General features: G+C 71.9%; 20 protein-coding genes. 12 read left to right on the top strand and 8 right to left on the bottom strand.

The genetic code is table 11. From position 1 onward, the window contains the following. Window positions 1-112 precede the first annotated feature (112 nt). The 7 genes from mce to IE178_RS29740 all read left to right on the top strand — a co-directional run bounded on the left by mce (window position 113) and on the right by IE178_RS29740 (window position 9,950). Complete coding sequence (mce, locus tag IE178_RS29770; protein ID WP_184764535.1) at window positions 113-553, top strand: methylmalonyl-CoA epimerase; 441 nt, start codon at window positions 113-115, stop codon at window positions 551-553. Window positions 554-783: 230 nt separating this feature from the next. Continuing rightward, the gene (gene scy, locus IE178_RS29765; protein WP_193514442.1) at window positions 784-4,764 is read left to right on the top strand and encodes a polarized growth protein Scy; all 3,981 of its coding nucleotides are present in this window, start codon (window positions 784-786) and stop codon (window positions 4,762-4,764) included. A gap of 183 nt (window positions 4,765-4,947) precedes the next feature. After that, window positions 4,948-5,886, top strand: coding sequence for a coiled-coil domain-containing protein (locus tag IE178_RS29760; RefSeq protein ID WP_193514441.1), 939 nt, complete (start codon window positions 4,948-4,950; stop codon window positions 5,884-5,886). An 85-nt stretch (window positions 5,887-5,971) separates the two neighbouring features. Continuing rightward, the gene (locus IE178_RS29755; RefSeq protein WP_193514440.1) at window positions 5,972-6,925 is read left to right on the top strand and encodes an ABC transporter ATP-binding protein; all 954 of its coding nucleotides are present in this window, start codon (window positions 5,972-5,974) and stop codon (window positions 6,923-6,925) included. A gap of 2 nt (window positions 6,926-6,927) precedes the next feature. Continuing rightward, a complete protein-coding gene (locus tag IE178_RS29750) occupies window positions 6,928-7,701 on the top strand; it encodes an ABC transporter permease (RefSeq protein ID WP_193514439.1) in 774 nt (257 codons plus the stop codon). A 120-nt stretch (window positions 7,702-7,821) separates the two neighbouring features. After that, window positions 7,822-9,060, top strand: coding sequence for an ABC transporter ATP-binding protein (locus tag IE178_RS29745; protein WP_184764540.1), 1,239 nt, complete (start codon window positions 7,822-7,824; stop codon window positions 9,058-9,060). Further along, entirely contained in the window at window positions 9,057-9,950 is an 894-nt protein-coding gene (locus tag IE178_RS29740) for an ABC-2 transporter permease family protein (RefSeq protein WP_193514438.1), read from the top strand. The genes IE178_RS29745 and IE178_RS29740 overlap by 4 nt, the downstream gene beginning before the upstream one ends. Before the next feature lie 13 nt (window positions 9,951-9,963). Here the strand turns inward: IE178_RS29740 and IE178_RS29735 are convergent, their stop codons facing one another. Then, window positions 9,964-10,296, bottom strand: a complete 333-nt coding sequence (locus IE178_RS29735) for an Rv1322 family protein (RefSeq protein WP_142193114.1) — start codon at window positions 10,294-10,296, stop codon at window positions 9,964-9,966. Between the two features lie 243 nt (window positions 10,297-10,539). Between IE178_RS29735 and IE178_RS29730 the strand changes: the two genes are divergently transcribed. Beyond that, window positions 10,540-11,568: an LLM class flavin-dependent oxidoreductase gene (locus tag IE178_RS29730; protein WP_193514437.1), complete on the top strand. Its 1,029-nt coding sequence runs from the start codon at window positions 10,540-10,542 to the stop codon at window positions 11,566-11,568. Between the two features lie 80 nt (window positions 11,569-11,648). On the opposite strand, the gene IE178_RS29725 is transcribed toward IE178_RS29730, so the two are convergent. Next, window positions 11,649-12,041 carry an SCO5389 family protein gene (locus tag IE178_RS29725; RefSeq protein WP_145867205.1) on the bottom strand — a complete coding sequence of 131 codons (393 nt, stop codon included), beginning with the start codon at window positions 12,039-12,041 and terminating at the stop codon, window positions 11,649-11,651. Between the two features lie 289 nt (window positions 12,042-12,330). Here IE178_RS29725 and nucS point away from each other — a divergent pair, with 289 nt between their 5' ends. Continuing rightward, the gene (gene nucS / locus IE178_RS29720; protein WP_184764543.1) at window positions 12,331-13,002 is read left to right on the top strand and encodes an endonuclease NucS; all 672 of its coding nucleotides are present in this window, start codon (window positions 12,331-12,333) and stop codon (window positions 13,000-13,002) included. A 68-nt stretch (window positions 13,003-13,070) separates the two neighbouring features. Here the strand turns inward: nucS and IE178_RS29715 are convergent, their stop codons facing one another. The 4 genes from IE178_RS29715 to IE178_RS29700 all read right to left on the bottom strand — a co-directional run bounded on the left by IE178_RS29715 (window position 13,071) and on the right by IE178_RS29700 (window position 18,008). Further along, a complete protein-coding gene (locus IE178_RS29715) occupies window positions 13,071-15,656 on the bottom strand; it encodes an ATP-binding protein (protein WP_193514436.1) in 2,586 nt (861 codons plus the stop codon). 261 nt (window positions 15,657-15,917) lie between these two features. Next, window positions 15,918-16,241: an STAS domain-containing protein gene (locus IE178_RS29710; RefSeq protein WP_145867208.1), complete on the bottom strand. Its 324-nt coding sequence runs from the start codon at window positions 16,239-16,241 to the stop codon at window positions 15,918-15,920. A gap of 151 nt (window positions 16,242-16,392) precedes the next feature. Then, window positions 16,393-17,241: a 3-hydroxyacyl-CoA dehydrogenase family protein gene (locus IE178_RS29705; RefSeq protein WP_193514435.1), complete on the bottom strand. Its 849-nt coding sequence runs from the start codon at window positions 17,239-17,241 to the stop codon at window positions 16,393-16,395. 125 nt (window positions 17,242-17,366) lie between these two features. Beyond that, window positions 17,367-18,008, bottom strand: coding sequence for a TetR/AcrR family transcriptional regulator (locus IE178_RS29700; RefSeq protein WP_193514434.1), 642 nt, complete (start codon window positions 18,006-18,008; stop codon window positions 17,367-17,369). Window positions 18,009-18,087: 79 nt separating this feature from the next. Here IE178_RS29700 and IE178_RS29695 point away from each other — a divergent pair, with 79 nt between their 5' ends. From IE178_RS29695 to IE178_RS29685, 3 genes are read left to right on the top strand one after another with little or no spacing between them, the layout of a single operon-like run. Then, window positions 18,088-18,870 (top strand): ABC transporter ATP-binding protein, encoded by a 783-nt coding sequence (locus IE178_RS29695; RefSeq protein ID WP_184764547.1) that lies wholly within the window; start codon window positions 18,088-18,090, stop codon window positions 18,868-18,870. Between the two features lie 14 nt (window positions 18,871-18,884). Beyond that, complete coding sequence (locus IE178_RS29690) at window positions 18,885-19,634, top strand: ABC transporter permease (protein ID WP_184764548.1); 750 nt, start codon at window positions 18,885-18,887, stop codon at window positions 19,632-19,634. 13 nt (window positions 19,635-19,647) lie between these two features. Continuing rightward, window positions 19,648-20,220: a cob(I)yrinic acid a,c-diamide adenosyltransferase gene (locus tag IE178_RS29685; RefSeq protein ID WP_193514433.1), complete on the top strand. Its 573-nt coding sequence runs from the start codon at window positions 19,648-19,650 to the stop codon at window positions 20,218-20,220. A gap of 172 nt (window positions 20,221-20,392) precedes the next feature. Here IE178_RS29685 and IE178_RS29680 read toward each other — a convergent pair whose 3' ends face one another. After that, the gene (locus IE178_RS29680; protein WP_193514432.1) at window positions 20,393-20,590 is read right to left on the bottom strand and encodes a DUF5708 family protein; all 198 of its coding nucleotides are present in this window, start codon (window positions 20,588-20,590) and stop codon (window positions 20,393-20,395) included. Beyond that, a complete protein-coding gene (locus tag IE178_RS29675) occupies window positions 20,587-21,171 on the bottom strand; it encodes a hypothetical protein (protein WP_193514431.1) in 585 nt (194 codons plus the stop codon). Before IE178_RS29675 ends, IE178_RS29680 begins: the two co-directional genes overlap by 4 nt. Window positions 21,172-21,269 lie beyond the last annotated feature (98 nt).

The following is a 21,269-nucleotide window of genomic DNA, read 5'->3' as shown; positions in this document are numbered from 1 at the left end:
GTGAACGAGGGTTTACTTCGAATGTACTGACGTGCGGTGGACCCCGTCATCGGCCTTTCGGTGTGATCGCGCGCACGTTGCGTAACCATCCCGGGAGCGCTGCACTGATTCCATGCTGACGCGAATCGACCACATCGGGATCGCCTGTTTCGACCTGGACAAGACCGTGGAGTTCTACCGGGCCACCTACGGCTTCGAGGTGTTCCACTCCGAGGTCAACGAGGAGCAGGGCGTGCGCGAGGCCATGCTCAAGATCAACGACACCTCCGACGGCGGGGCCTCCTACCTGCAGCTGCTCGAGCCGACCCGCGAGGACTCCACCGTCGCCAAGTGGCTCGCGAAGAACGGCGAGGGCGTCCACCACATCGCTTTCGGCACGGCGGACGTGGACGCGGAGGCCGCCGACATCCGCGGCAAGGGCGTACGCGTGCTGTACGAAGAGCCCCGGCGCGGCTCCATGGGGTCACGAATCACCTTCCTGCACCCCAAGGACTGCCATGGCGTTCTGACAGAACTGGTCACTTCGGCGCCTGTTGAGTCATCCGAGCACTGACCCACGTACATAAGGGCCGGTAGGGTTGGGTCCGGTCGCCGCTCGATCCGTGGTGACCGCGTCCCGTCGTCTTTGCCGGCGGGATCACCGGGGTCCGGGTTTCGGGGGGCGAGGGCGGGGCAGCAGCCCATGCTCCGCCGTAGATCTGACACCATTCCCCCGGGGGCCCCGTTCGGCGGATGAACGGGGCTCGGCCAGACTTGCGACCAGGGGACGGATGGGACCGCGCAGTGCGGGGCTACGAGAGCCAGGAGCGAGAGCCGGCGGCTGACGTCGACCACCTCTCTCGGTTCGAAGCCGAGATGAAGCGGCTGAAGACCGAGCGGGAAAAGGCGATCCAGCACGCCGAGGACCTCGGCTACCAGGTCGAGGTGCTGCGCGCCAAGCTGCACGAGGCGCGGCGCACCATCATGTCCCGGCCCGCGTTCGACGGCGGTGACCTCGGTTACCAGGCCGAGCAGTTGCTGCGCAACGCGCAGATGCAGGCCGACCAGCTCCGCGCGGACGCCGAGCGGGAGCTGAGCCAGGCGCGGGCGCAGACCCAGCGGATCCTCCAGGAGCACGCGGAGCAGGCGGCCCGGCTCCAGGCGGAGCTGCACCAGGAGGCGGTGACGCGGCGCCAGCAGCTCGACCAGGAGCTGGCGGAGCGCCGGCAGACCGTCGAGTCCCACGTCAACGAGAACGTGGCGTGGGCCGAGCAGCTGCGCGCCCGGACCGAGCAGCAGGCCCGCCGGCTCCTGGAGGAGTCCCGCGCGGAGACCGAGCAGGCGCTGGCCGCCGCCCGCGCGGAGGCCGAGCGGCTGACCGCCGAGGCCCGCCAGCGGCTGCAGAGCGAGGCCGAGTCGGCCCGCGCGGAGGCCGAGCAGATCCTGCGCCGGGCCCGCGCGGACGCCGAGCGGCTGCTGAACGCCGCCTCCACGCAGGCTCAGGAGGCCACCGACCACGCCGAGCAGCTGCGGACGTCGACCGCCAGCGAGTCGGAGTCCGCGCGCCGTCAGGCGCAGGAGCTCAGCCGCGCCGCCGAGCAGCGCATGGCGGAGGCCGAGACCGCGCTGCGCGAGGCGCGCGCCGAGGCGGAGAAGGTGCTCGCCGAGGCGAAGGAGGCCGCGTCCAAGGCCCTCACCTCCGCCGAGTCCGCCAACGAAACCCGTACCCGCACCGCCAAGGAGCAGGTCGCCCGGCTGGTCGAGGAGGCCACGAAGGAGGCCGAGCAGACCAAGTCCGAGGCGGAGCAGCTGGTCGCCGACGCCCGCGCGGAGGCCGAGAAGATCGTCTCCGAGGCCGCCGAGAAGGCCCGCAGGATCACCGCGGAGGAGTCCGCGACGCAGCTGTCCAAGGCGGCCAAGACCGCCGAGGACGTGCTCAACAAGGCGTCGGAGGAAGCGAAGCGGACCACCAGGGCCGCGGCCGAGGAGGCCGAGCGGATCCGCAGCGAGGCCGAGGCCGAGGCGGACCGGCTGCGCGCCGAGGCGCACGACATCGCCGAGCAGCTCAAGGGCGCGGCGAAGGACGACACCAAGGAGTACCGCGCCAAGACCGTCGAGCTGCAGGAGGAGGCCCGCCGGCTGCGCGGCGAGGCCGAGCAGCTGCGCTCCGACGCGGTGTCCGAGGGCGAGAGGATCCGCGCGGAGGCCCGCAAGGAGGCCGTGGCGCAGATCGAGGAGGCGGCGAAGTCCGCCGAGGAGCTGCTCGCCAAGGCGAAGGCGGACGCCGATGAGCTGCGCTCCACCGCGCAGACGGACAGCGAGAAGGTCCGCACCGAGGCCATCGAGCGCGCCACGACGCTGCGCCGGCAGGCCGAGGAGACGCTGGAGCGCACCCGCAAGGAGGCCGAGCGGCACCGCGCGGAGGTCGTCGAGCAGTCCGACGCGCTCAAGGCGGACGCCGAGCGGGCCGCGCGCGAACTGCGCGAGGAGACCGAGCGGGCGGTCGAGGCGCGGCGCGCGGAGGCCGCCGAGGAACTGACGCGGCTGCACACGGAGGCCGAGGAGCGGCTCGCCGTCGCCGAGCAGGCGCTGAGCGACGCGCGCGAGGAGGCCGCCCGGATCCGCCGGGAGGCGTCCGAGGAGACCGAGCGGCTGCGCACCGAGGCCGCCGAGCGGATCCGTGCGCTCCAGCAGCAGGCGGAGGCGGAGGCCGAGCGGCTGCGTGACGAGGCCGCCGCCGACGCGTCCGCGTCCCGCGCGGAGGGCGAGTCCGTCGCCGTGCGGCTGCGGTCGGAGGCCGCCGCCGAGGCGGAGCGGCTGAAGTCGGAGGCGCAGGACAGCGCCGACCGGATGCGGGCGGAGGCGCAGGCCGCCGCCGAGCGGATCGCCGCGGAGGCGTCGGAGACGCTGGCCGCCGCGCAGGAGGAGGCGGCCCGCCGTCGCCGCGAGGCGGAGGAACTCCTCGGCGCCGCCCGGCAGGAGGCCGACCAGGAGCGCGAGCGGGCCCGCGAGCAGAGCGAGGAGCTGCTGGCCTCGGCGCGCACCCGCGTGGAGGAGGCGCAGGCCGAGGCCGTGCGTCTGGTCGAGGAGGCCGACCGGCGCGCCACCGAGATGGTGTCGGCCGCCGAGCAGCACGCGACGCAGGTACGGGACTCCGTCGCGGGACTGCACGAGCAGGCCCAGGAGGAGATCGCCGGGCTGCGCAGCGCCGCCGAGCACGCGGCGGAGCGCACGCGCCACGCGGCCGAGGAGGAGGCGGACCGGGTCCGCGCCGACGCCTACGCGGAGCGGGAGCGGGCGAGCGAGGACGCCGGACGGCTGCGGCGCGAGGCGCAGGAGGAGACGGAGGCCGCCAAGGCGCTGGCCGAGCGCACCGTGTCCGAGGCGATCAGCGAGGCCGAGCGGATCCGCGCGGACGTGTCCGAGCACGCCCAGCGGGTGCGCACGGAGGCGTCGGACGCCATCGCCGAGGCCGAGCAGGCGGCGGCGCGCACCCGGGCGGACGCCCGCGAGGACGCCAACCGGATCCGTTCGGACGCGGCGACGCAGGCGGACACCCTCATCACCGAGGCCCGCAGCGAGGCCGAGCGGCTCACCACCGAGACCATCACGGAGACCGACCGGCTGCGCACGGAGACCGTCGCCGAAGCCGAGCGGGTCCGCTCGGAATCGGTCGCCGAGGCCGAGCGGCTGCGCACGGAGACCGTCGCCGAAGCCGAGCGGGTCCGCTCGGAATCGGTCGCCGAAGCCGAGCGGCTGCGCACGGAGTCGGTCGCCAAGGCGGAGAAGCTGATCGCGGACGCCACCGGCGACGCGGAGCGGATGCGGGCCGAGGCCGCGGAGACGGTGGGGTCGGCACAGCAGCACGCGGAGCGGATCCGCGGCGAGGCCGAACGGGTCAAGGCCGGCGCGGAGTCGGAGGCCGAGCGGCTGGTGTCGGCCGCGCGCGAGGAGGCCGAGCGGACCCTGGACGAGGCCCGCAAGGAGGCCAACAAGCGGCGCTCCGAGGCGGCCGAGCAGGTCGACACGCTCATCACGGAGACCACCGCCGAGGCGGACAAGCTGCTCACCGAGGCGCAGCAGCAGGCGCTGAAGACGACGGCGGACGCGGAGTCGCAGGCGGACACGATGGTCGGCGCGGCCCGCAGCGAGGCCGAGCGGATCGTCTCCGACGCGACCGTCGAGGGCAACACCCGGGTGGAGAAGGCCCGTACGGACGCGGACGAGCTGCTGGTCGGCGCGCGCCGGGACGCGACACAGATCAGGCAGCGCGCCGAGGAGCTGCGCGAGCGCATCACCAGTGAGATCGAGGAGCTGCACGAGCGGGCCCGCCGTGAGGCGGCGGAGACGATGAAGTCCACGGGGGACCGCTGCGACGCGCTCGTCAAGGCGGCCGAGGAGCAGCTCGCCAAGGCGGCGGCGAAGGCCAAGGAGATCGTTTCCGAGGCCAACTCCGAAGCGGGCAAGGTGCGCATCGCCGCCGTCAAGAAGGCCGAGGGGCTGCTCAAGGAGGCCGAGCAGAAGAAGGCCACGCTCGTCAAGGAGGCCGAGGAGCTGAAGGCCGAGGCGGTCCGCGAGGCGCGGCGCACGGTCGAGGAGGGCCAGCGCGAACTGGACGTGCTGGTGCGGCGTCGCGAGGACATCAACGCCGAGATCTCCCGCGTGCAGGACGTGCTGGAGGCGCTGGAGTCCTTCGAAGCGCCCTCGGGCGGCAAGGACAACGGGGTCAAGGCGGGGGCCACGGCGGGTGGTACCCGTACGGGTGGCAAGTCATCGGATAACTAGCAAAGCGGACGAAATCCCCTGCCTGGGAGGGACTTTGACCAAGGGTTTGGCAAGCCCTGGGACGGTTAGCCACTCAAAAGGGGTGTCATTCTCCGTATCAAACGTGCATCCGCTCGATGACACAGCGCTTCGACCCCTAGGATTCCACCTATCACCTCACCGGTCTCATTCGACAGGAACCCCATGAGCGACACTTCCCCCTACGGCTTCGAGCTTGTGCGGCGTGGGTACGACCGCGCTCAGGTGGACGAACGTATCTCCAAGCTCGTCTCCGACCGTGACAGCGCTCTCGCCCGCATCACCGCTCTGGAAAAGCGCATCGAGGAGCTCCACCTCGAGACGCAGAACGCCCAGGCCCAGGTCACCGACGCCGAGCCGTCGTACGCCGGTCTCGGCGCGCGTGTGGAGAAGATCCTCCGCCTCGCCGAGGAGGAGGCCAAGGATCTGCGCGAGGAGGCGCGGCGCGCGGCGGAGCAGCACCGCGAGCTCGCCGAGTCGGCCGCCCAGCAGGTGCGCAACGACGCCGAGTCGTACGCCGCCGAGCGCAAGGCCAAGGCCGAGGACGAGGGCGTCCGGATCGTCGAGAAGGCTCAGGGCGAAGCCACCCAGCTGCGCTCCGAGGCGCAGAAGGACGCGCAGTCCAAGCGTGAGGAGGCGGACGCCCTCTTCGAGGAGACCCGCGCCAAGGCCGCGCAGGCCGCCGCCGACTTCGAGACGAACCTCGCCAAGCGCCGCGAGCAGTCCGAGCGCGACCTGGCGTCCCGTCAGGCCAAGGCCGAGAAGCGCCTCGCCGAGATCGAGCACCGCGCGGAGCAGCTGCGCCTGGAGGCCGAGAAGCTGCGCACCGACGCCGAGCGCCGTGCCCGCCAGACGGTGGAGACGGCTCAGCGCCAGGCGGAGGACATCGTGGCCGACGCCAACGCCAAGGCCGACCGGATCCGCTCGGAATCCGAGCGCGAGCTGGCGGCGCTGACCAACCGCCGCGACTCGATCAACGCCCAGCTGACGAACGTCCGCGAGATGCTGGCGACGCTCACGGGTGCCGCGGTGGCCGCGACCGGCGCGCCCTCCACCGAGGACGAGCCGATCTCCCGCGGGGTGCCGGCCCAGCAGTCCCGGTAACGTCCCGCCGAACGGCGACCGAACATCGGCGAAGCCCTCTGCCACTGAGGTGGCAGAGGGCTTTGTCCCGTTTTAGCGTGGCCGCATGATCGAGCTCGAGGGGCTGACCAAGCGGTACGGCGAGAAGGTGGCGGTGGACCGTCTGACCTTCACCGTCAGACCGGGCATCGTCACGGGCTTCCTCGGCCCGAACGGCGCGGGCAAGTCGACCACCATGCGGATGATCCTGGGCCTGGACCGGCCCACCGCCGGGGACGTGCGGATCGACGGCACGCACTACGACCGGCTCAAGGATCCGCTGACGTACATCGGCGCCCTGCTGGAGGCCAAGGGCGTGCACCCGGGCCGCAGCGCCTACCACCACCTGCTGTGCCTCGCCCAGAGCAACAAAATCCCACGGCGGCGGGTGCACGAGGTGCTGGACACGGTCGGCCTGACGGCGGTGGCGCGGAAGAAGGCCAAGGGGTTCTCGCTCGGCATGGGCCAGCGGCTCGGCATCGCCGCCGCGCTGCTCGGCGACCCGCGGATCCTGATGTTCGACGAGCCGGTGAACGGCCTCGACCCCGAGGGCATCCACTGGATCCGCACCCTGATGAAGTCGCTCGCCGCCCAGGGCCGCACGGTCTTCGTCTCCTCCCACCTGATGAGCGAGATGGCGCTGACCGCCGACCACCTCGTCGTCATCGGCCAGGGCCGGCTGCTCGCCGACACCTCCATGGCCGAATTCATCGAGCACAACTCGCGCTCCTACGTCCGGGTGCGCAGCCCGCAGCGGGAGCGGCTGCTGGATGTGCTGCACCAGGCCGGGATCACCGCCGTGGAGAACGGCAACGGGTCGCTGGAGGTGGACGGCTCCAAGGCCGAGTACATCGGGGAGCTGGCGGCCCGGAACCAGCTGGTGCTGCACGAGCTGAGCTCGCAGCAGGCCTCCCTGGAGGAGGCGTTCATGCGGTTGACCGCGGAGTCGGTGGAGTACCACGCCCACTCCGGCGCGCCCGAGCCCCGGCAGCAGTGGGGCGACGACTGGAGGAGGGGCTGAGCATGGCGGCAGCGCAGGTCGTCCGGTCCGAATGGACCAAGATCCGGTCGGTGGCGTCCACCGTCTGGACGCTCTCCCTGGCGGTCGTCGTCACCATCGCGCTCGGCATGCTCATCTCGGCGCTGTCGAAGAACGAGTTCGAGACGATGAGCGCGCGGGACCGGCTCGCCTTCGACCCGACGTTCATCAGCTTCGCCGGGATGAGCCTCGGTCAGCTCGCGATGATCGTGTTCGGGGTGCTGGTGGTGTCGAACGAGTACAGCACCGGCATGATCCGCGCCTCACTGGCGGCCGTGCCACGGCGCGGCACCTTCCTGTCCGGGAAGCTGACGGTGGCCACCGCGCTCGCCCTCGTCGTCTCCATGGCGACCGGTTTCGCCGCCTTCTTCCTGGGCCAGGCGATGCTCGGCGAGCACAAGGCGTCGATCGGGGACGCCGGGGTGCTGCGGGCGGTCATCGGCGGCGGCCTCTACATGACCCTGATCGCGCTGTTCTCGATGGGCGTGGCCGCGATGCTGCGTTCCCCGATGCTGTCGCTGGGCATCCTGATGCCGTTCTTCTTCCTGATCTCCAACATCCTCGGCAACGTCGACGCCACCAAGAAGGTCGGCCGGTTCCTGCCCGACCAGGCGGGCAGCAAGATCATGCAGGTGGTCCCGCCCCTGGAGGACGAGACGCCGTACGGGCCCTGGGGCGGCCTCGGCATCATGGCGCTCTGGGTGGTCGCGGCGCTCATCGGCGGCTACGTGCTGCTGCAGCGGCGGGACGCCCAGTGAGTGACCGCCCGGGACCGGTTTTTACCTCGGTTTGAGCGGAACCGTCAGCGCCTCGATATCCTCCTAACCCTTACGGGGGCGTGTGCCCCGCTGTCCTGAACCTTTCGATGGGTGCGGAGCATGATCGAGGCAGTCGGCCTGACCAAGCGGTACGGCGACAAGACCGCTGTGTACAACCTTTCCTTCCAGGTACGGCCCGGTGCCGTCACCGGGTTCCTGGGTCCGAACGGCTCGGGCAAGTCGACGACGATGCGCATGATCCTCGGTCTGGACAACCCCACCGCGGGGCAGGTCACGATCGGCGGCTATCCGTACCGCAGGCTGCCCAACGCCCCCCGTCAGGTCGGCGCGCTGCTGGACGCCAAGGCGGTACACGGCGGCCGGTCCGCCCGCAACCACCTGTTGTCCCTGGCCCAGCTGTCGGGCATCCCGGCCCGGCGGGTGGACGAGGTGCTGGGGGTGGTGGGTCTGCACGACGTGGCCCGCAGGCGGTCCAAGGGCTTCTCGCTGGGCATGGGCCAGCGGCTGGGCATCGCCGCCGCGCTGCTCGGCGACCCCCAGGTGCTGCTGTTCGACGAGCCCGTCAACGGCCTCGACCCCGAGGGCATCCTCTGGGTCCGCAATCTGATGAAGTCGCTCGCCGCCCAGGGCCGTACGGTCTTCGTCTCCTCGCATCTGATGAGCGAGATGGCGGTGACCGCCGACCACCTCATCGTCATCGGGCGCGGACAGCTGCTCGCCGACATGAGCGTCACGGCCTTCATCTCCGCCAACTCCGCCGACTTCGCGCGGGTGCGCACGCCCGACACCGAGCCGCAGCAGCGCGAGAAGCTGTCCGCGGCGATCACCGAGGCGGGCGGCCACGTGCTGCCCGAGCAGGACGGCGCGCTGCGGGTGACGGGACTGCCGCTGCCGCGCATCAGTGACATCGCCCACGACAGCGACGTACGGCTGTGGGAGCTGTCGCCGCACCAGGCCTCGCTGGAGGAGGCGTACATGCGGATGACGCAGGGCGCCGTCGACTACCGCTCGACCATCGATCAGAAGGAAGGGCTCCAGCAGCCGCTGCCGCCCGGTACGCAGCCGCCGCTGCCGGTTCCGGGCCAGGGGCAGCCCGGCTGGTACGCCCCGCCGCCGGCCCCGCCGGGCGGGCAGCCCTTCGCGGTGCCGCAGGGCGCGCCGGTGCAGCCGCCCGCGGGGCCCTACGGCGCTCAGGGCGCCCCTGGCGCGGCCCCGGGCGCCCCGGCGCCCAACCCGTACGCCCAGCCCGCCCCGCCGGCGCCCCAGGGCCCGGCTCCGGCCGCAGCTCCGGCCGCTCCCCCCGCCGCCGACCTGACCAAGCCCGAGGACGCCCGATGAGCACGCCCCCGCCCCCGATGCCGCAGACCGCCGCACCCGACTGGCAGGCCGCGCCCGGCGCCGCGTATCCCGCCCCCGGCTCGACGCATTCCGGCTACCACTCGCCGATCCCCGTGGTGCGTACGCACCTCGGGCACGCGATCGCCTCCGAATGGACGAAGATCAAGTCCGTGCGCTCCACGATGTGGACGCTGGGCGTGTTCGTACTGCTCGTCGTCGGCATCGGTCTGCTGACCGGTCTGGTGGTCTCCGGTTCCGACCCCGACGCGGGTGGCGAGAGCCCGCTGTCCCTCGGCTTCTTCGGACTGCTGCTGGGCGGCATGTGCGTCATCACGCTGGGCGTGCTGACCACGGCCTCGGAGTACGGCACCGGCATGATCCGCACCACGATGGTCGCCTGTCCCTCGCGCGGACGGGTGCTCGCGGCGAAGGCCGTGGTGTTCTTCCTGCTCGCCTTCGTGGTGACGCTGGTGTGCGCCACGCTCATCGGCTTCCTGCACGTGGCGCTGCTGGAGGGGCACAACGCGAAGGAGCCCTCGGGCGAGGAGTGGCTCAAGGGCACGGTCGGCATCTCGCTGTACCTGGCGCTGCTCGGCACGCTGTCGCTGGCGGTCGGGTCGATCATCCGGCACTCGGCGGGCGCCATCACCATCATGATCGGTGCCGTGCTCGCCCCGCTGGTGATCGCGCTGTTCATGTTCTCGTCCTCGCTCCAGGACGTTCAGCAGGCGCTGTTCGAGTACTCCATCCCGAACCAGATGAGCATCTTCTACGCCAACTCCCTGAGCGAGTCCGGCCCGTCCGGCTGGGACCCGCTGTGGATCATGCTGGTCGCCACGGCCGCCGCGCTCGGCGGCGCCTTCGCCCTGCTGGAGAAGCGGGACGTCTAGGCCCTGGCGCGGTTCAGTACCTCGGCGCGTCACGGGACCGCCGCACCCGCGTGGTGCGGCGGTCCTTGGCGTTCCAGCACGCCTTGTGCCAGTGCCGGCGCTCGTCGACGCCCGAGTGCTCCGGCCAGGCCACCACGTGCGGGACCCCGTCCGGGATCAACTGGTCGCAACCGGGGCACCGGTAGGCCTTGCCCTGCGCGCTGGCCCCCGCCACGTGGCGTACGCTCCACTCCTCGCCCTGCCAGCTCTCCGTGGACTGCCAGCCGCCGTAGCGGCCGGACCGGTCGTCCTCGGCGCTCCGGCCGGACGAACCGGCTCCCTTGGGTCGGTTACGACGCGGGGACACAGGACACCTCTCGGGGGCGGTAGCAGGATGCAGGGGCCGCATCCAGCCTACGCGGCACGAGCAGGGGTACGTGTACGGCACCAATCGCCACAAGTCGCCTTCGTGGTGACGCGGCACCCTTCCCGAGCGGCGCATTCTGCAGACAATCCGCAAAGTCCCCCGCCCAGCCGTGTCCTCGGCACGTGTCGGGCGGTTATGCCCTGCGGGGGAGCTCCGCGTCGGAGCCAAGGAAGCAGGAAAGCGATGCGCGTTGGAAGTTTCGTGTTGGCCGCCCGGTTCCCCGGGCAGGGCGAGGGTGAGGCGCTGCACCGCGCGGTCCGCTCGGCCGAGGTGGCCGAGGAGTCGGGGCTCGACACGGTCTGGCTGGCCGAGCACCACTTCGTGCCGTACGGCAGCTGCCCGTCCGCCATCACCCTGGCCGCGTTACTGCTCGGCCGCACCCGCCGCCTGAGGGTCGGCACGGCGGTCAGCGTGCTGTCCACCACCCACCCGGTGGCCCTCGGCGAGCAGGCCGCACTGCTGCACATCACGAGCGGCGGACGGTTCTCCCTGGGCCTCGGGCGCGGCGGCCCGTGGGTCGACCTGGAGGTGTTCGGGGCCGGACTCCAGGCGTACGAGACGGGGTTCCCGGAATCACTCGATCTGCTGGTGCGCTGGCTGCGTGAACCGTCCGTCGCGGCCGACGGCGAGCGTTTCCGCTTCCGCGAGGTGCCCGTCGTCCCCCGCCCGTCGGAGTCCCTGACCGAGACCGAGGGTCCCGAGGTCGTGGTCGCCTGCACCTCCCCGGGGAGCGTGCGGCTGGCCGCCGAGCGCGGACTGCCGATGCTGCTCGGGATGCACATCGGGGACGAGGAGAAGGCCGAGATGGTCACCCTGTGGCGGCGGCACGCGCGCGCGTGCGGGCGGCCGGCCCGGGAGATCCACCGCGCGGCCCATGTCTCGGCCGGCGTCTGCCAGATCGCGGACCGGCGCGCGGACGCGGCGGAGGCGCTGCTGAAGGCGATGCCGGGCTGGCTGAAGCAGGGGCTGGAGGCCCATGTCACGGTGGACGGGCGGCGGCGGCGGATGCGCGATCCGCTGGCGTACACCGAACTGCTCTGCGGGCTGCACCCGGTGGGCACCCCGCGGCTGTGCGCCGACCGGCTCGCCGCGACCAGCGAGCGGACGGGCATCTCCCGCTTCGCCCTGCTCGTCGAGGGTTCCGGCGACCTGGCGGCGACCGAGGAGAACGTACGGCGGCTCGGCACCGAGGTGCTCCCCCAACTCGCCTGAGCGGGGCTCCGCGAAGGCTTGCCGCCCCGGTACAAACTGCACCTCCCGCGTACGGAGCGGCAAGCGAACGATGGAGCGCGTCAGCAGTCGCGCAGTTCCGCCGACTGGTTCAGCACTTGACTGCGTACCGAGGTGAAGCGGGCCAGCTTCTCGTCGACCGAGGAGTCAAGCGGGAAAACGGCCACCCGGTGGCAGTTCTGGAAGGCCAGCCGCACGCCGAAGTGCCGTTGCAGCGCGCCGCGTATCGCGTCGCTCGCGAGCGCACGCAGCAGCTGACCGCGTGCCTGCTCGTCCGGCGGGGGCGTCTGGTTGTCGGCGAACGCTCCGCCGTCCACCTTCAGCTGGGCCACCAGGGAGCTGATCATCTCCCACGCGAAGGGCAGGGAGGTCCGGACGCAGTCGACGAATTCAGCTTCGTCGACCTCGCCTCGCTCGGCCTGTTCGAGTAGGGCCGGTGAGACGTCGAGCGACATGGGTTCTCCTCTCGCACCCCCAACGAACAGGGGTTGCCTGACAGATAGGGAAGGTGCGCGATATCGGACACGCTGCGTACACAGTTCGCGACCTCCCGTTCAATACCGTAAGCAACGGACCGTAACGGCACCAGCAGAATGCTCGGATGCGGAACTTCCTGTGGGCCGGTAATCGGCCACCGCCGAACACGCGTTTTCCAGGAGATTCAGGACGCGCCCCACGGGGCCCGAGGGGTGGCTGGGAGGGCGAATCGCCTCGACCCCGTCCGGTCGAGTAGCGTTGCCGACCATGCGTCTCGTCATTGCCCGCTGCTCCGTGGACTACGCCGGGCGGCTCACCGCGCACCTGCCGTCGGCACCCCGTCTGATCCTGATCAAGGCGGACGGCAGCGTCTCGATCCACGCCGACGACCGGGCCTACAAGCCCCTGAACTGGATGTCGCCGCCCTGCACCCTGAAGGAGGGCACCGGCGAGGAAGAGGGCGTCTGGACCGTCGTCAACAAGGCGGGCGAGAAGCTCATCATCACGATGGAGGAGATCCTCCACGACTCCTCGCACGAACTGGGCGTCGACCCCGGCCTGATCAAGGACGGCGTGGAAGCACACCTCCAGGAGCTGCTCGCCGACCGCATCGAGACCCTCGGCGAGGGCTACACCCTCATCCGCCGCGAGTACATGACGGCGATCGGCCCGGTCGACATCCTGTGCCGGGACGCCGAGGGGCGGACCGTCGCGGTGGAGATCAAGCGGCGCGGCGAGATCGACGGCGTGGAACAGCTCACCCGCTATCTGGAGCTGCTGAACCGCGATCCCCATCTCGCCCCGGTGCGCGGCGTCTTCGCCGCCCAGGAGATCAAGCCGCAGGCCCGGGTCCTCGCGACCGACCGGGGCATCGGCTGCCAGGTGCTCGACTACAACGCGCTGCGGGGCATCGAGGACGACAAGCTGCGCCTGTTCTGAGCCGCGCGCGGCACAGGAGCCGAGGGCCGGGTTCCGTCGGGAACCCGGCCCTCACGCGTGTCCAGCGGTCAGATCACCGTCTCCGAGCCGCTGGGCGTGCCGACGCCGACGCTCTGCGGGGCACTCGCCGAACTGCTCGTCCCGGCGGGGGCGGACGAGGTGGGCCCGCTCGCCGTATCGCTGGTGGACGGCGGCGGAGGCTCGGAGGTGACAGGCGGCTCGGAGGTCGGCGGCTCGGACGTCGGCGGCTCCGACGTCGGCGGCTCGGAGGTGGGCGGCTTGGACGTCGGCGGCTTCGAACTCGTCGGCGGCTTGGACGTCGGCGGCTTCGGCGTCTGCGTCTGCGTCGGATCGTCCGGCTTCGCCGTCCCGCTCGGTCCGTCCGACGGCTCCCCCGACTCGGTGGCCGTCGGGGTCGGGTCGTCGGCGGTGCCCAGGGTGCCGTCCGGGCCCGGGTCGGTCGGCCGGCTGGTGGCCTCGCCGGTGTCGCCGTCGCCCTCCTCGGCCGCGGGGTCGGCGCCGAGGCTGCCGTCGTCGACGCCCTGGCTCGCGGACGGGTTGACGCCGACGTTGTCGGACGGGGTGCCCGCGTCGTTCTCGGACGTGGCGCCGAGGGTGACCACGGTGCCCAGCACGGCGACGAGCAGCGCGCCCGCGCCGGCCGCCACCAGGTTGCGCCGGGCCAGGCCCTTCAGACCGCCGCCCGCCTTGGCCGGCCTCGGGGACGACGGCGGCACGCCGCGGTTGATGACCAGGGCGGTGTCGGAGGGCGGCTGGAGCTCCGGGAACGCGGTCGGCACCCCGCGGGGCGGCGAGGCCGACTCCTCGTAGCGCGCCTCCGGCACCTCGTCCCCGGCGGTCGGGGTGAGCGCCAGCGGAACACCGGAGCGGTCGGCGACCAGGGCCAGCGCGCGGCGGCCGGCGACGGTGCCGCGCTTGTCGGCGAGGGCACCGCGCAGCCCGATGGACGTCTCCAGTTCCGCGCGCGAGCGGTCGAGCTGTCCGGAGCACAACGCGTGGATGCCGAGCTCGTGGTGGAAGTAGGCCTGTTCCGCCACGTCCCCGGCGAGCCGGGCGGCTTCCGCTCCGGACCTCAACGCCCGTTCCCAGGCGCTCCAGTGCAGGCCCGCGGCGAACGCCGGTGCGGCGGCACGGGCCAGCTGCACGGCCGTGCCGGCCTCGCCCTCGGTGGTGGCCTCGGTGAGCGGTGACAGCACGGCGAGCGCGGCGAGCACCGCGTCGGCCTCGGCGCACACCCGCTCCGGGGTGACCGAGGGGTGCCCGGCCCACCAGGCGTAGTGCTGTGCGGCGGCCCGGGCCTGTGCCTCGGCCTCGTCGGCGTATCCGGCGGCCTCCAGCTGGGCCGGCACCCCGGCGGCGAGCCGGTAGCGGGAGCCGGCCGGGGAGACCAGTCCGCAGGAGACGAGCTCGCCGAGCGCGGCGTCGGCGTGGGTGTCGCCCACCAGGGCGGGCAGGTGCGCCTGGTGGGGCACCTCGCCGCCGAGGGCGACGGCGAACCGCAGGGTGGCGCGGGCGGAGGCGCTGAGCCGGGAGGCCAGCAGCGGAGCGGGCGCGGCTGCCTCGCCGAGCGAGGGCAGCGGGACCTCGTCGGCGTCGGCGGGGCCGTGGGGCGTTTCGGCGGGCGTGTCGCCGGGCGTTCCGCCGGGCCATACGTCCTCGAAGACGCCGTACTCGTCGACGGCGTCCGCGCCGGCCCGCAGCCGGTCGCGCTGCCGCAGCAGGGCACCGGCCTGGACGAAGCGCAGCGGCAGGCCCTCGGACTCGAACCAGAGGTCGCCGGCCCAGTTCGACTCGTCCTCGGTGAGGGGGCGGCCGACGGCGTGTTCGAGCAGGTCGAGGCCGGCCGCGCGGTCGAGGTGGGAGAGGGAGACCTCCTCGACGCCGGCGTCGGCGGACGGCTCGGGCACGTCCGGGGTGACGCCGAACACGAAGGCGCACTCAGGGGTGGCGTCCAGCAGCTCGTCGAGGGCGGCGCCGCCGAACTCGAGGTCGTCGACGACGACGACGGCACCGATCTCACGGACGCAGTCGACGAGTTCGTCCCGGTCCGGGCGGTGCAGCGGGGCGTTGTGGACGGCGTAGAAGAGGTCGTGGAGCAGGTCGTCGGCGGAGCGGCGGTGGCCGTTCAGGCGGACGACGCCGTCGGGCGCGAGGTCCGCGCAGTCCTCGGCGACGACGTCGAGGAGCCGGGTGCGGCCGGAGCCCGCGGGGCCGGTGAGGCGTACGGAGCGGCCGCGGGCGAGCAGCCGGACCAGCTTCTCGCGCTCGTCCTGACGGGCCAGCAGCGGCAGCCTGGGCCGCGTGGGTCCGGGCGGGGCGGGCGGCCGGGCGGCCCGCGCCACCTCGGCGCGCTCGGCCTCGCCCATCTTGGCCGGGCGGGCGGGCCGTTCGGCCGGCGGGCAGGGCTCGATCTCGCTGCCGTCGACGGGATTGACGGTGAGCAGGAAGTCGCCGGAGACGAGCTGCACCGTGCGGGCGAGCGCGGGCACGTGCTGTCCGAAGTCCGCGGTGAGGGATTCCCGGGGTGGGCGCTGGCGCGGCGCGGGGCCTTTGCCGGTCTCGAATTCACTCGACCGGGAGGTGCCCCCACCGCCCTGGCCGTACTCCTCGGGTCCCGGGTTGATCGGGTCCATAGGTCCTAGCCCCCCAAAAGCGTCGTGTGGCTGAAGCCCCTCCCGGCCTTGCTGCACACCGCGCTGTCGCTTCTGGTCCGGGCCCGCTCGAGGGTTGCACGGCAGCGGGCAGCCGAACCCTAAACCTTCGCTCAGTATCTACGACAGTCCGGGGTACCGCGCCGCCCGAGACGTCACAGTCTCGTGAGGATTGTGCGCGTCGCACGGTTCGCCGAGGTCGGTCCGGGTCGTACCGGTCGTCCGTTGCGTACCCGTACGGCCTCACACGCGGGGCAGCGTGTCCACCCCGATACCCCCCTCGATCGCCAGGATGCGGTGCAGCCTGGTGGCCACCAACAGGCGCTGCATCTGCGGCGGAACGTCGCGCAGTACCAGCCGCCGGCCGCACCGGCCGGCCCGTCGGTGGGCCCCCATGATCACCCCGAGTCCGGTGGCGTCCCAGGAGTCGAGTTCGGACAGGTCCAGCACCAGATCGCCGACTCCGTCGTCGACGGCCGAGTGCAGGACCGTACGGGCGTCCGCCGCGCTGCGGACGTCGAGGCGGCCCCCGACGACCAGCTCGACGTGGTCGCCCCTGATGTGCATATGCGCTCCCCGTGCGTGCGCCTCGCGCTCCGCGTTCGTGATGCCGGTAATGCAACCTCTGACTCCGTGGCGGCGGCCGAGGTTGCTCCTTGTAAGCGAACCGATACCGAATTCACCCTGGCGTGTGATGCGCGCCGGGGTGGTTGCGGTCTCAGTGCTCGTAGAAGCCCTGCCCGCTCTTGCGGCCGATGTCACCGGCATCAACCATCCGGCGCATCAGCTCGGGAGCCGCGAACTTCTCGTCCTGGGACTCGGTGTAGATGTTGCCCGTGGCGTGCAGCAGGATGTCCACGCCGGTCAGGTCGGCGGTGGCCAGCGGCCCCATGGCGTGGCCGAAGCCCAGCTTGCAGGCGAGGTCGATGTCCTCGGCGCTCGCCACGCCCGACTCGTACAGCTTGGCGGCCTCGACGACGAGGGCGCAGATGAGGCGGGTGGTGACGAAGCCGGCGACGTCGCGGTTGACGACGATGCAGGTCTTGCCGACCGACTCGGCGAACTCCCGCGCCCTGGCGAGGGTTTCGTCGCTGGTCTTGTAGCCGCGGACCAGCTCGCACAGCTGCATCATCGGCACCGGCGAGAAGAAGTGGGTGCCGACGACCCGCTCCGGGCGCTCCGTCACGGCCGCGATCTTGGTGATCGGGATGGCGGAGGTGTTGGAGGCGAGGACGGCGTCCTCCCGCACGAGCTTGTCGAGCGTGCGGAAGATCTCGTGCTTGACCTCGAGCTTCTCGAACACCGCCTCGACGACGACGTCCGCGTCCGCGCAGGCGTCCAGGTCGGTGGTCGTGGTGATCCGGGCGAGGGCGGCGTCGGCGTCGTGCGCCTCCAGCTTCCCCTTGGCCACGAACTTGTCGTACGACGCCTTGATGCCGTCGGTGCCGCGCGTGAGCGCCTCGTCGGTGACGTCACGCAGGACGACGTCCCAGCCCGCCTGGGCGGAGACCTGGGCGATGCCGGACCCCATGAGACCGGCCCCGATGACGGCGAGCTTGCGTGCCACTGTACGACTCCCCTGATACGCGCTGTCTTGTTCTCCAGAAGCGGACATTAGCGTTCGCCGGGCGCCGTGTGACCGGTAAGTAACGCGCGTCACGTCTCACATGACGGACATCACACGGCCGAGGGTCATTCGGCGCCCCGGACGGCGTACTTGAGCACCTTCGGGCTCAGCAGACCCTCCATCTCGTCCAGCAGGACCAGGGTCTCGCGGGACACCTCGGCGGGTCGGCCGCCGGCGAGCATGCGCTGGCCGATGGCGGCGATGACGGTGCCGTGCAGCCAGTTGATCTGACCGGCCATCAAGGCGGGGATCGGGTCGTCGTCCCCGGCGCCGGTCTCCTCGCGCAGGGTCTGCTCCAGGTTCGTCAGGACCTCCTGGCCGATGGCCCACATCCGGGACCGCAGGGTGGGCGATTCCTGGATGACCTTCATGAACTTCTCGTAGCCGTCCATCAACCCGATGCGGGGCGAGACCGCCTCGGTCTCCTCGCGCAGTTCCCGCAGGACGGCCTCGGCCGCCGACTCGCCGTCACCGCGGCCGCGCACCCAGCGGGAGAGCCGGTCGACGACCCCCTTGGAGCGGTCGAGGAACAGGTCCTCCTTGGCCGGGAAGTAGTTGTACACGGTGTTCACGGAGACGTCGGCCGCCTGCGCCACCTCGGCCACGGTCACGGCCTCGAAGCCCCGCTCCATGAAGAGCCCCGTGGCGACGTCGGAGATGTACTGCCGGGTCTGCCGCTTCTTCCGTTCCCTGAGTCCTTCGGCCATGCCCGCATCCTAGCTTCGCTGGGTCCGCTGGAATTTTGGGGACGTTGCAAAATTCAAGTCATTCTGTTTTTCTGGGGCCATGGCAATCATCAGTACGGCCGGACTGGCCCGTACCTTCCGGACCAAGCGCGGCCCGGTGGAGGCCGTGCGCGGCATCGACCTCACCGTCCGCGAGGGCGAGATCCTCGGCTTCCTCGGCCCCAACGGCGCCGGCAAGACCACCACCCTGCGGATGCTCACCACCCTGCTCGCCCCCACCGGCGGCGCGGCCACCGTCGCCGGTCACGACCTGGCGGCCGATCCGGCCGGGGTCCGCCGGGCCTGCGGCTACGTGGCGCAGTCCGGCGGGGTCGACCCGCAGATCACGGTGCGGGAGGAACTGGTCACCCAGGGCCGCCTGTACCGGCTCACCAAGGGGCGGGCGGCCGAGCGCGCCGAGGAACTGGCCCGCGACCTCGACCTCACCGAGCTGCTCGACCGCAAGTGCGCGGCGCTGTCCGGCGGGCAGCGCCGCCGGCTGGACATCGCGATGGCCCTCACCCACGGCCCGGAGGTGCTGTTCCTCGACGAGCCGACGACCGGTCTCGATCCCGGCAGCCGCGCCGACCTGTGGGACCTGGTGCGGCGGCTGCGCGACGAGCACGGCACCACCGTGTTCCTGACCACCCACTACCTCGACGAGGCGGACGCGCTCGCGGACCGGCTGGTCGTCGTCGACCGGGGCGTGGTCGTCGCCGAGGGCACGCCGAGCGCCCTGAAGCTGGAGTACGGGGGCTCGATCGACGCCTCGCTCCAGGACACCTTCCTCGCGATCACCGGCCGCAGCGCCTCACCGGCCGACGCCGCCCCCTTAGCCGTATAGGACACCGACACCCCATGCTGCTCCACGACACCGCGCTCATCTACGGGCGCTATCTCCGCCAGTCCCTGCGCTCCCGCTTCGCGCTGCTCTTCGGCGTGCTGATGCCGCTGCTGTACCTGCTGTTCTTCGGCCCGCTGCTGACCGGTCTGCCGCTCGGCGGGCAGGGCAGCTCCTGGCAGCTGCTGGTCCCGGGGCTGCTGCTGCAACTCGGGCTCTTCGGAGCCTCGTTCGCCGGTTTCACGATCATCCTCGAGAAGAGCCAGGGGGTGGTCGAACGGATGCGCGTCACCCCCGTGAGCCGCCTCGCCCTGCTGCTGGGCCGGGTGCTGCGGGAGGCCACCGTCTTCGTCTTCCAGGCGGTGCTGCTGGTACTGGCGGCGCTGGTGATGGGCCTGCGGGCACCGCTGGCCGGCGTGCTGATCGGGTTCGCCTTCGTCGCCCTGCTGACCGTGTCCCTGGCCGCGCTGTCGTACGCGCTCGCCATGAGGATGGACACCCCGCAGAGCTTCGGGCCCGCGATCAACGCCCTGACCATGCCGTCGATGCTGCTGTCGGGCCTCATGCTCCCGATGACCCTGGGCCCGACCTGGCTGGACGTGCTGTCCCACCTGATGCCGTTCCGCTACCTGGTGGACGCGGTGCGGGACGCCTACGTCGGGGCGTACGCGACGGCCCACATGCTGTACGGCGTCCTGGTCGCCGTCGGCCTCGCGGTCCTCGCCGTGACAGTGGGCACACGCGTGTTCCGGACGGCCGGAGCCTAACTAGGCTGGTCACATGGTCAACCTGACGCGCATCTACACCCGGACCGGCGACAAGGGCACCACCAACCTCGGTGACATGAGCCGGGTGCCCAAGACCGATCTTCGGATCTCCGCCTACGCGGACGCCAACGAGGCGAACGCGGTGATCGGGACGGCGATCGCGCTGGGCGGTCTGGAGGACGAGGTCGTACGGGTCCTCACCCGCGTGCAGAACGACCTGTTCGACGTGGGCGCGGACCTGTCGACGCCGGTGGTGGAGAACCCCGAGTTCCCGCCGCTGCGGGTCGAGCAGTTCTACGTCGACCGGCTGGAGGCGGACTGCGACCGCTTCAACGAGCGGCTGGACAAGCTCCGCTCGTTCATCCTGCCCGGCGGCACACCCGGCGCGGCCCTGCTGCACCAGGCGTGCACCGTCGTACGGCGGGCCGAGCGCTCCACCTGGGCCGCGCTGGAGGCGCACGGCGAGACCATGAACCCCCTCACCGCCACCTACCTCAACCGCCTCTCCGACCTCCTGTTCATCCTGGCCCGTGTCGCGAACAAGGAGACCGGCGACGTGCTGTGGGTCCCGGGCGGCGAACGCTAGGGCCTGTCTGACCATTCGCGTCGTCGCCCGCAGGGCGGCCTCGCGGCGTCAGGTGCGTGCTCTCGGCGTGCCGGGCGCAGAGCCTCGTACGGGATGTTTCCTGCGCCCGGTGCGGCGAGAGTGCGTGCATGGCGTCGCGAAGCAGGCGGGAATCGTCAGACAGGCCCCAGCCCTACCGGGACCCCGCCGAGGTGCGCGCGGCCCGGTACAGACCCAGCAGGACCTCGGCGGCGCCGACGCACATCATCACCACCCCCACCTTGGTGGGGGTGATTCCCGGCAGGTCCACTCCCCCGGCGAACAGCCACAGCCCCAGGCCCACCACCAGCGTGGCGGCCCCCGCGAGCAGATTCCTCGACGCCCGCGTCATCGGCCGACACGCTCCTTGCCGGTGCCCTGCCCGGCCTCCGACTCGGCCGCCGGGGCCTTCTTCGGCCAGATCCAGTACGCCAGGGCCACCAGGCCGTGGATGCCGGCCGCCCGCCAGGCCACGAAGCGCCAGCTCTCCAGGGAGGTGCTGCGGCCCGGGTCGTCGACGTACCAGATGGCGATCTGCAGCAGCACGGTCGCCACGGCGGCGCCCGTCAGCGTGCCCAGCCAGACCTTCGTCTCGTACCGGGCGCGGGCCATGCCGTAGCGCGGCGGGCCCAGCGGCGCGGGCGCGCCGCCCAGCCGGTGCGCGGCATGCCCGTCGAGCCACTTCACCGTGCGGTGGCCGTGGCCCACGGTGTAGCCGATGTAGAGGGCCGCCAGTCCGTGCGTCCAGTTCGGCTCGGCGCCGTTCTTCAGGTCCAGCGCGGTGGCGACCAGCAGGACGACCTCCAGCAGCGGCTCGCACAGCAGCAGCGCCAGGCCGGTGCGCGGCATCCTCAGCAGATAGCGGCAGGCCAGTCCGGCGGCCAGCAGCACCCAGAAGCCGATCTCGCAGGCGGCGATCAAGGCGACGATCACGGTTCGCTCCTCTCGGTCACCCCTTCAGGCTCCCGTCCGCGGCGGCCCGACGCGTCGTCACCGCCGACGAATCCGCGGTACATCGAACGATGCAGTCC

The sequence above is a fragment of the Streptomyces griseoloalbus genome (assembly GCA_014650015.1).
GTDB lineage: Bacteria > Actinomycetota > Actinomycetes > Streptomycetales > Streptomycetaceae > Streptomyces > Streptomyces griseoloalbus.
This window is presented reverse-complemented; position numbering and strand designations above follow the sequence as displayed.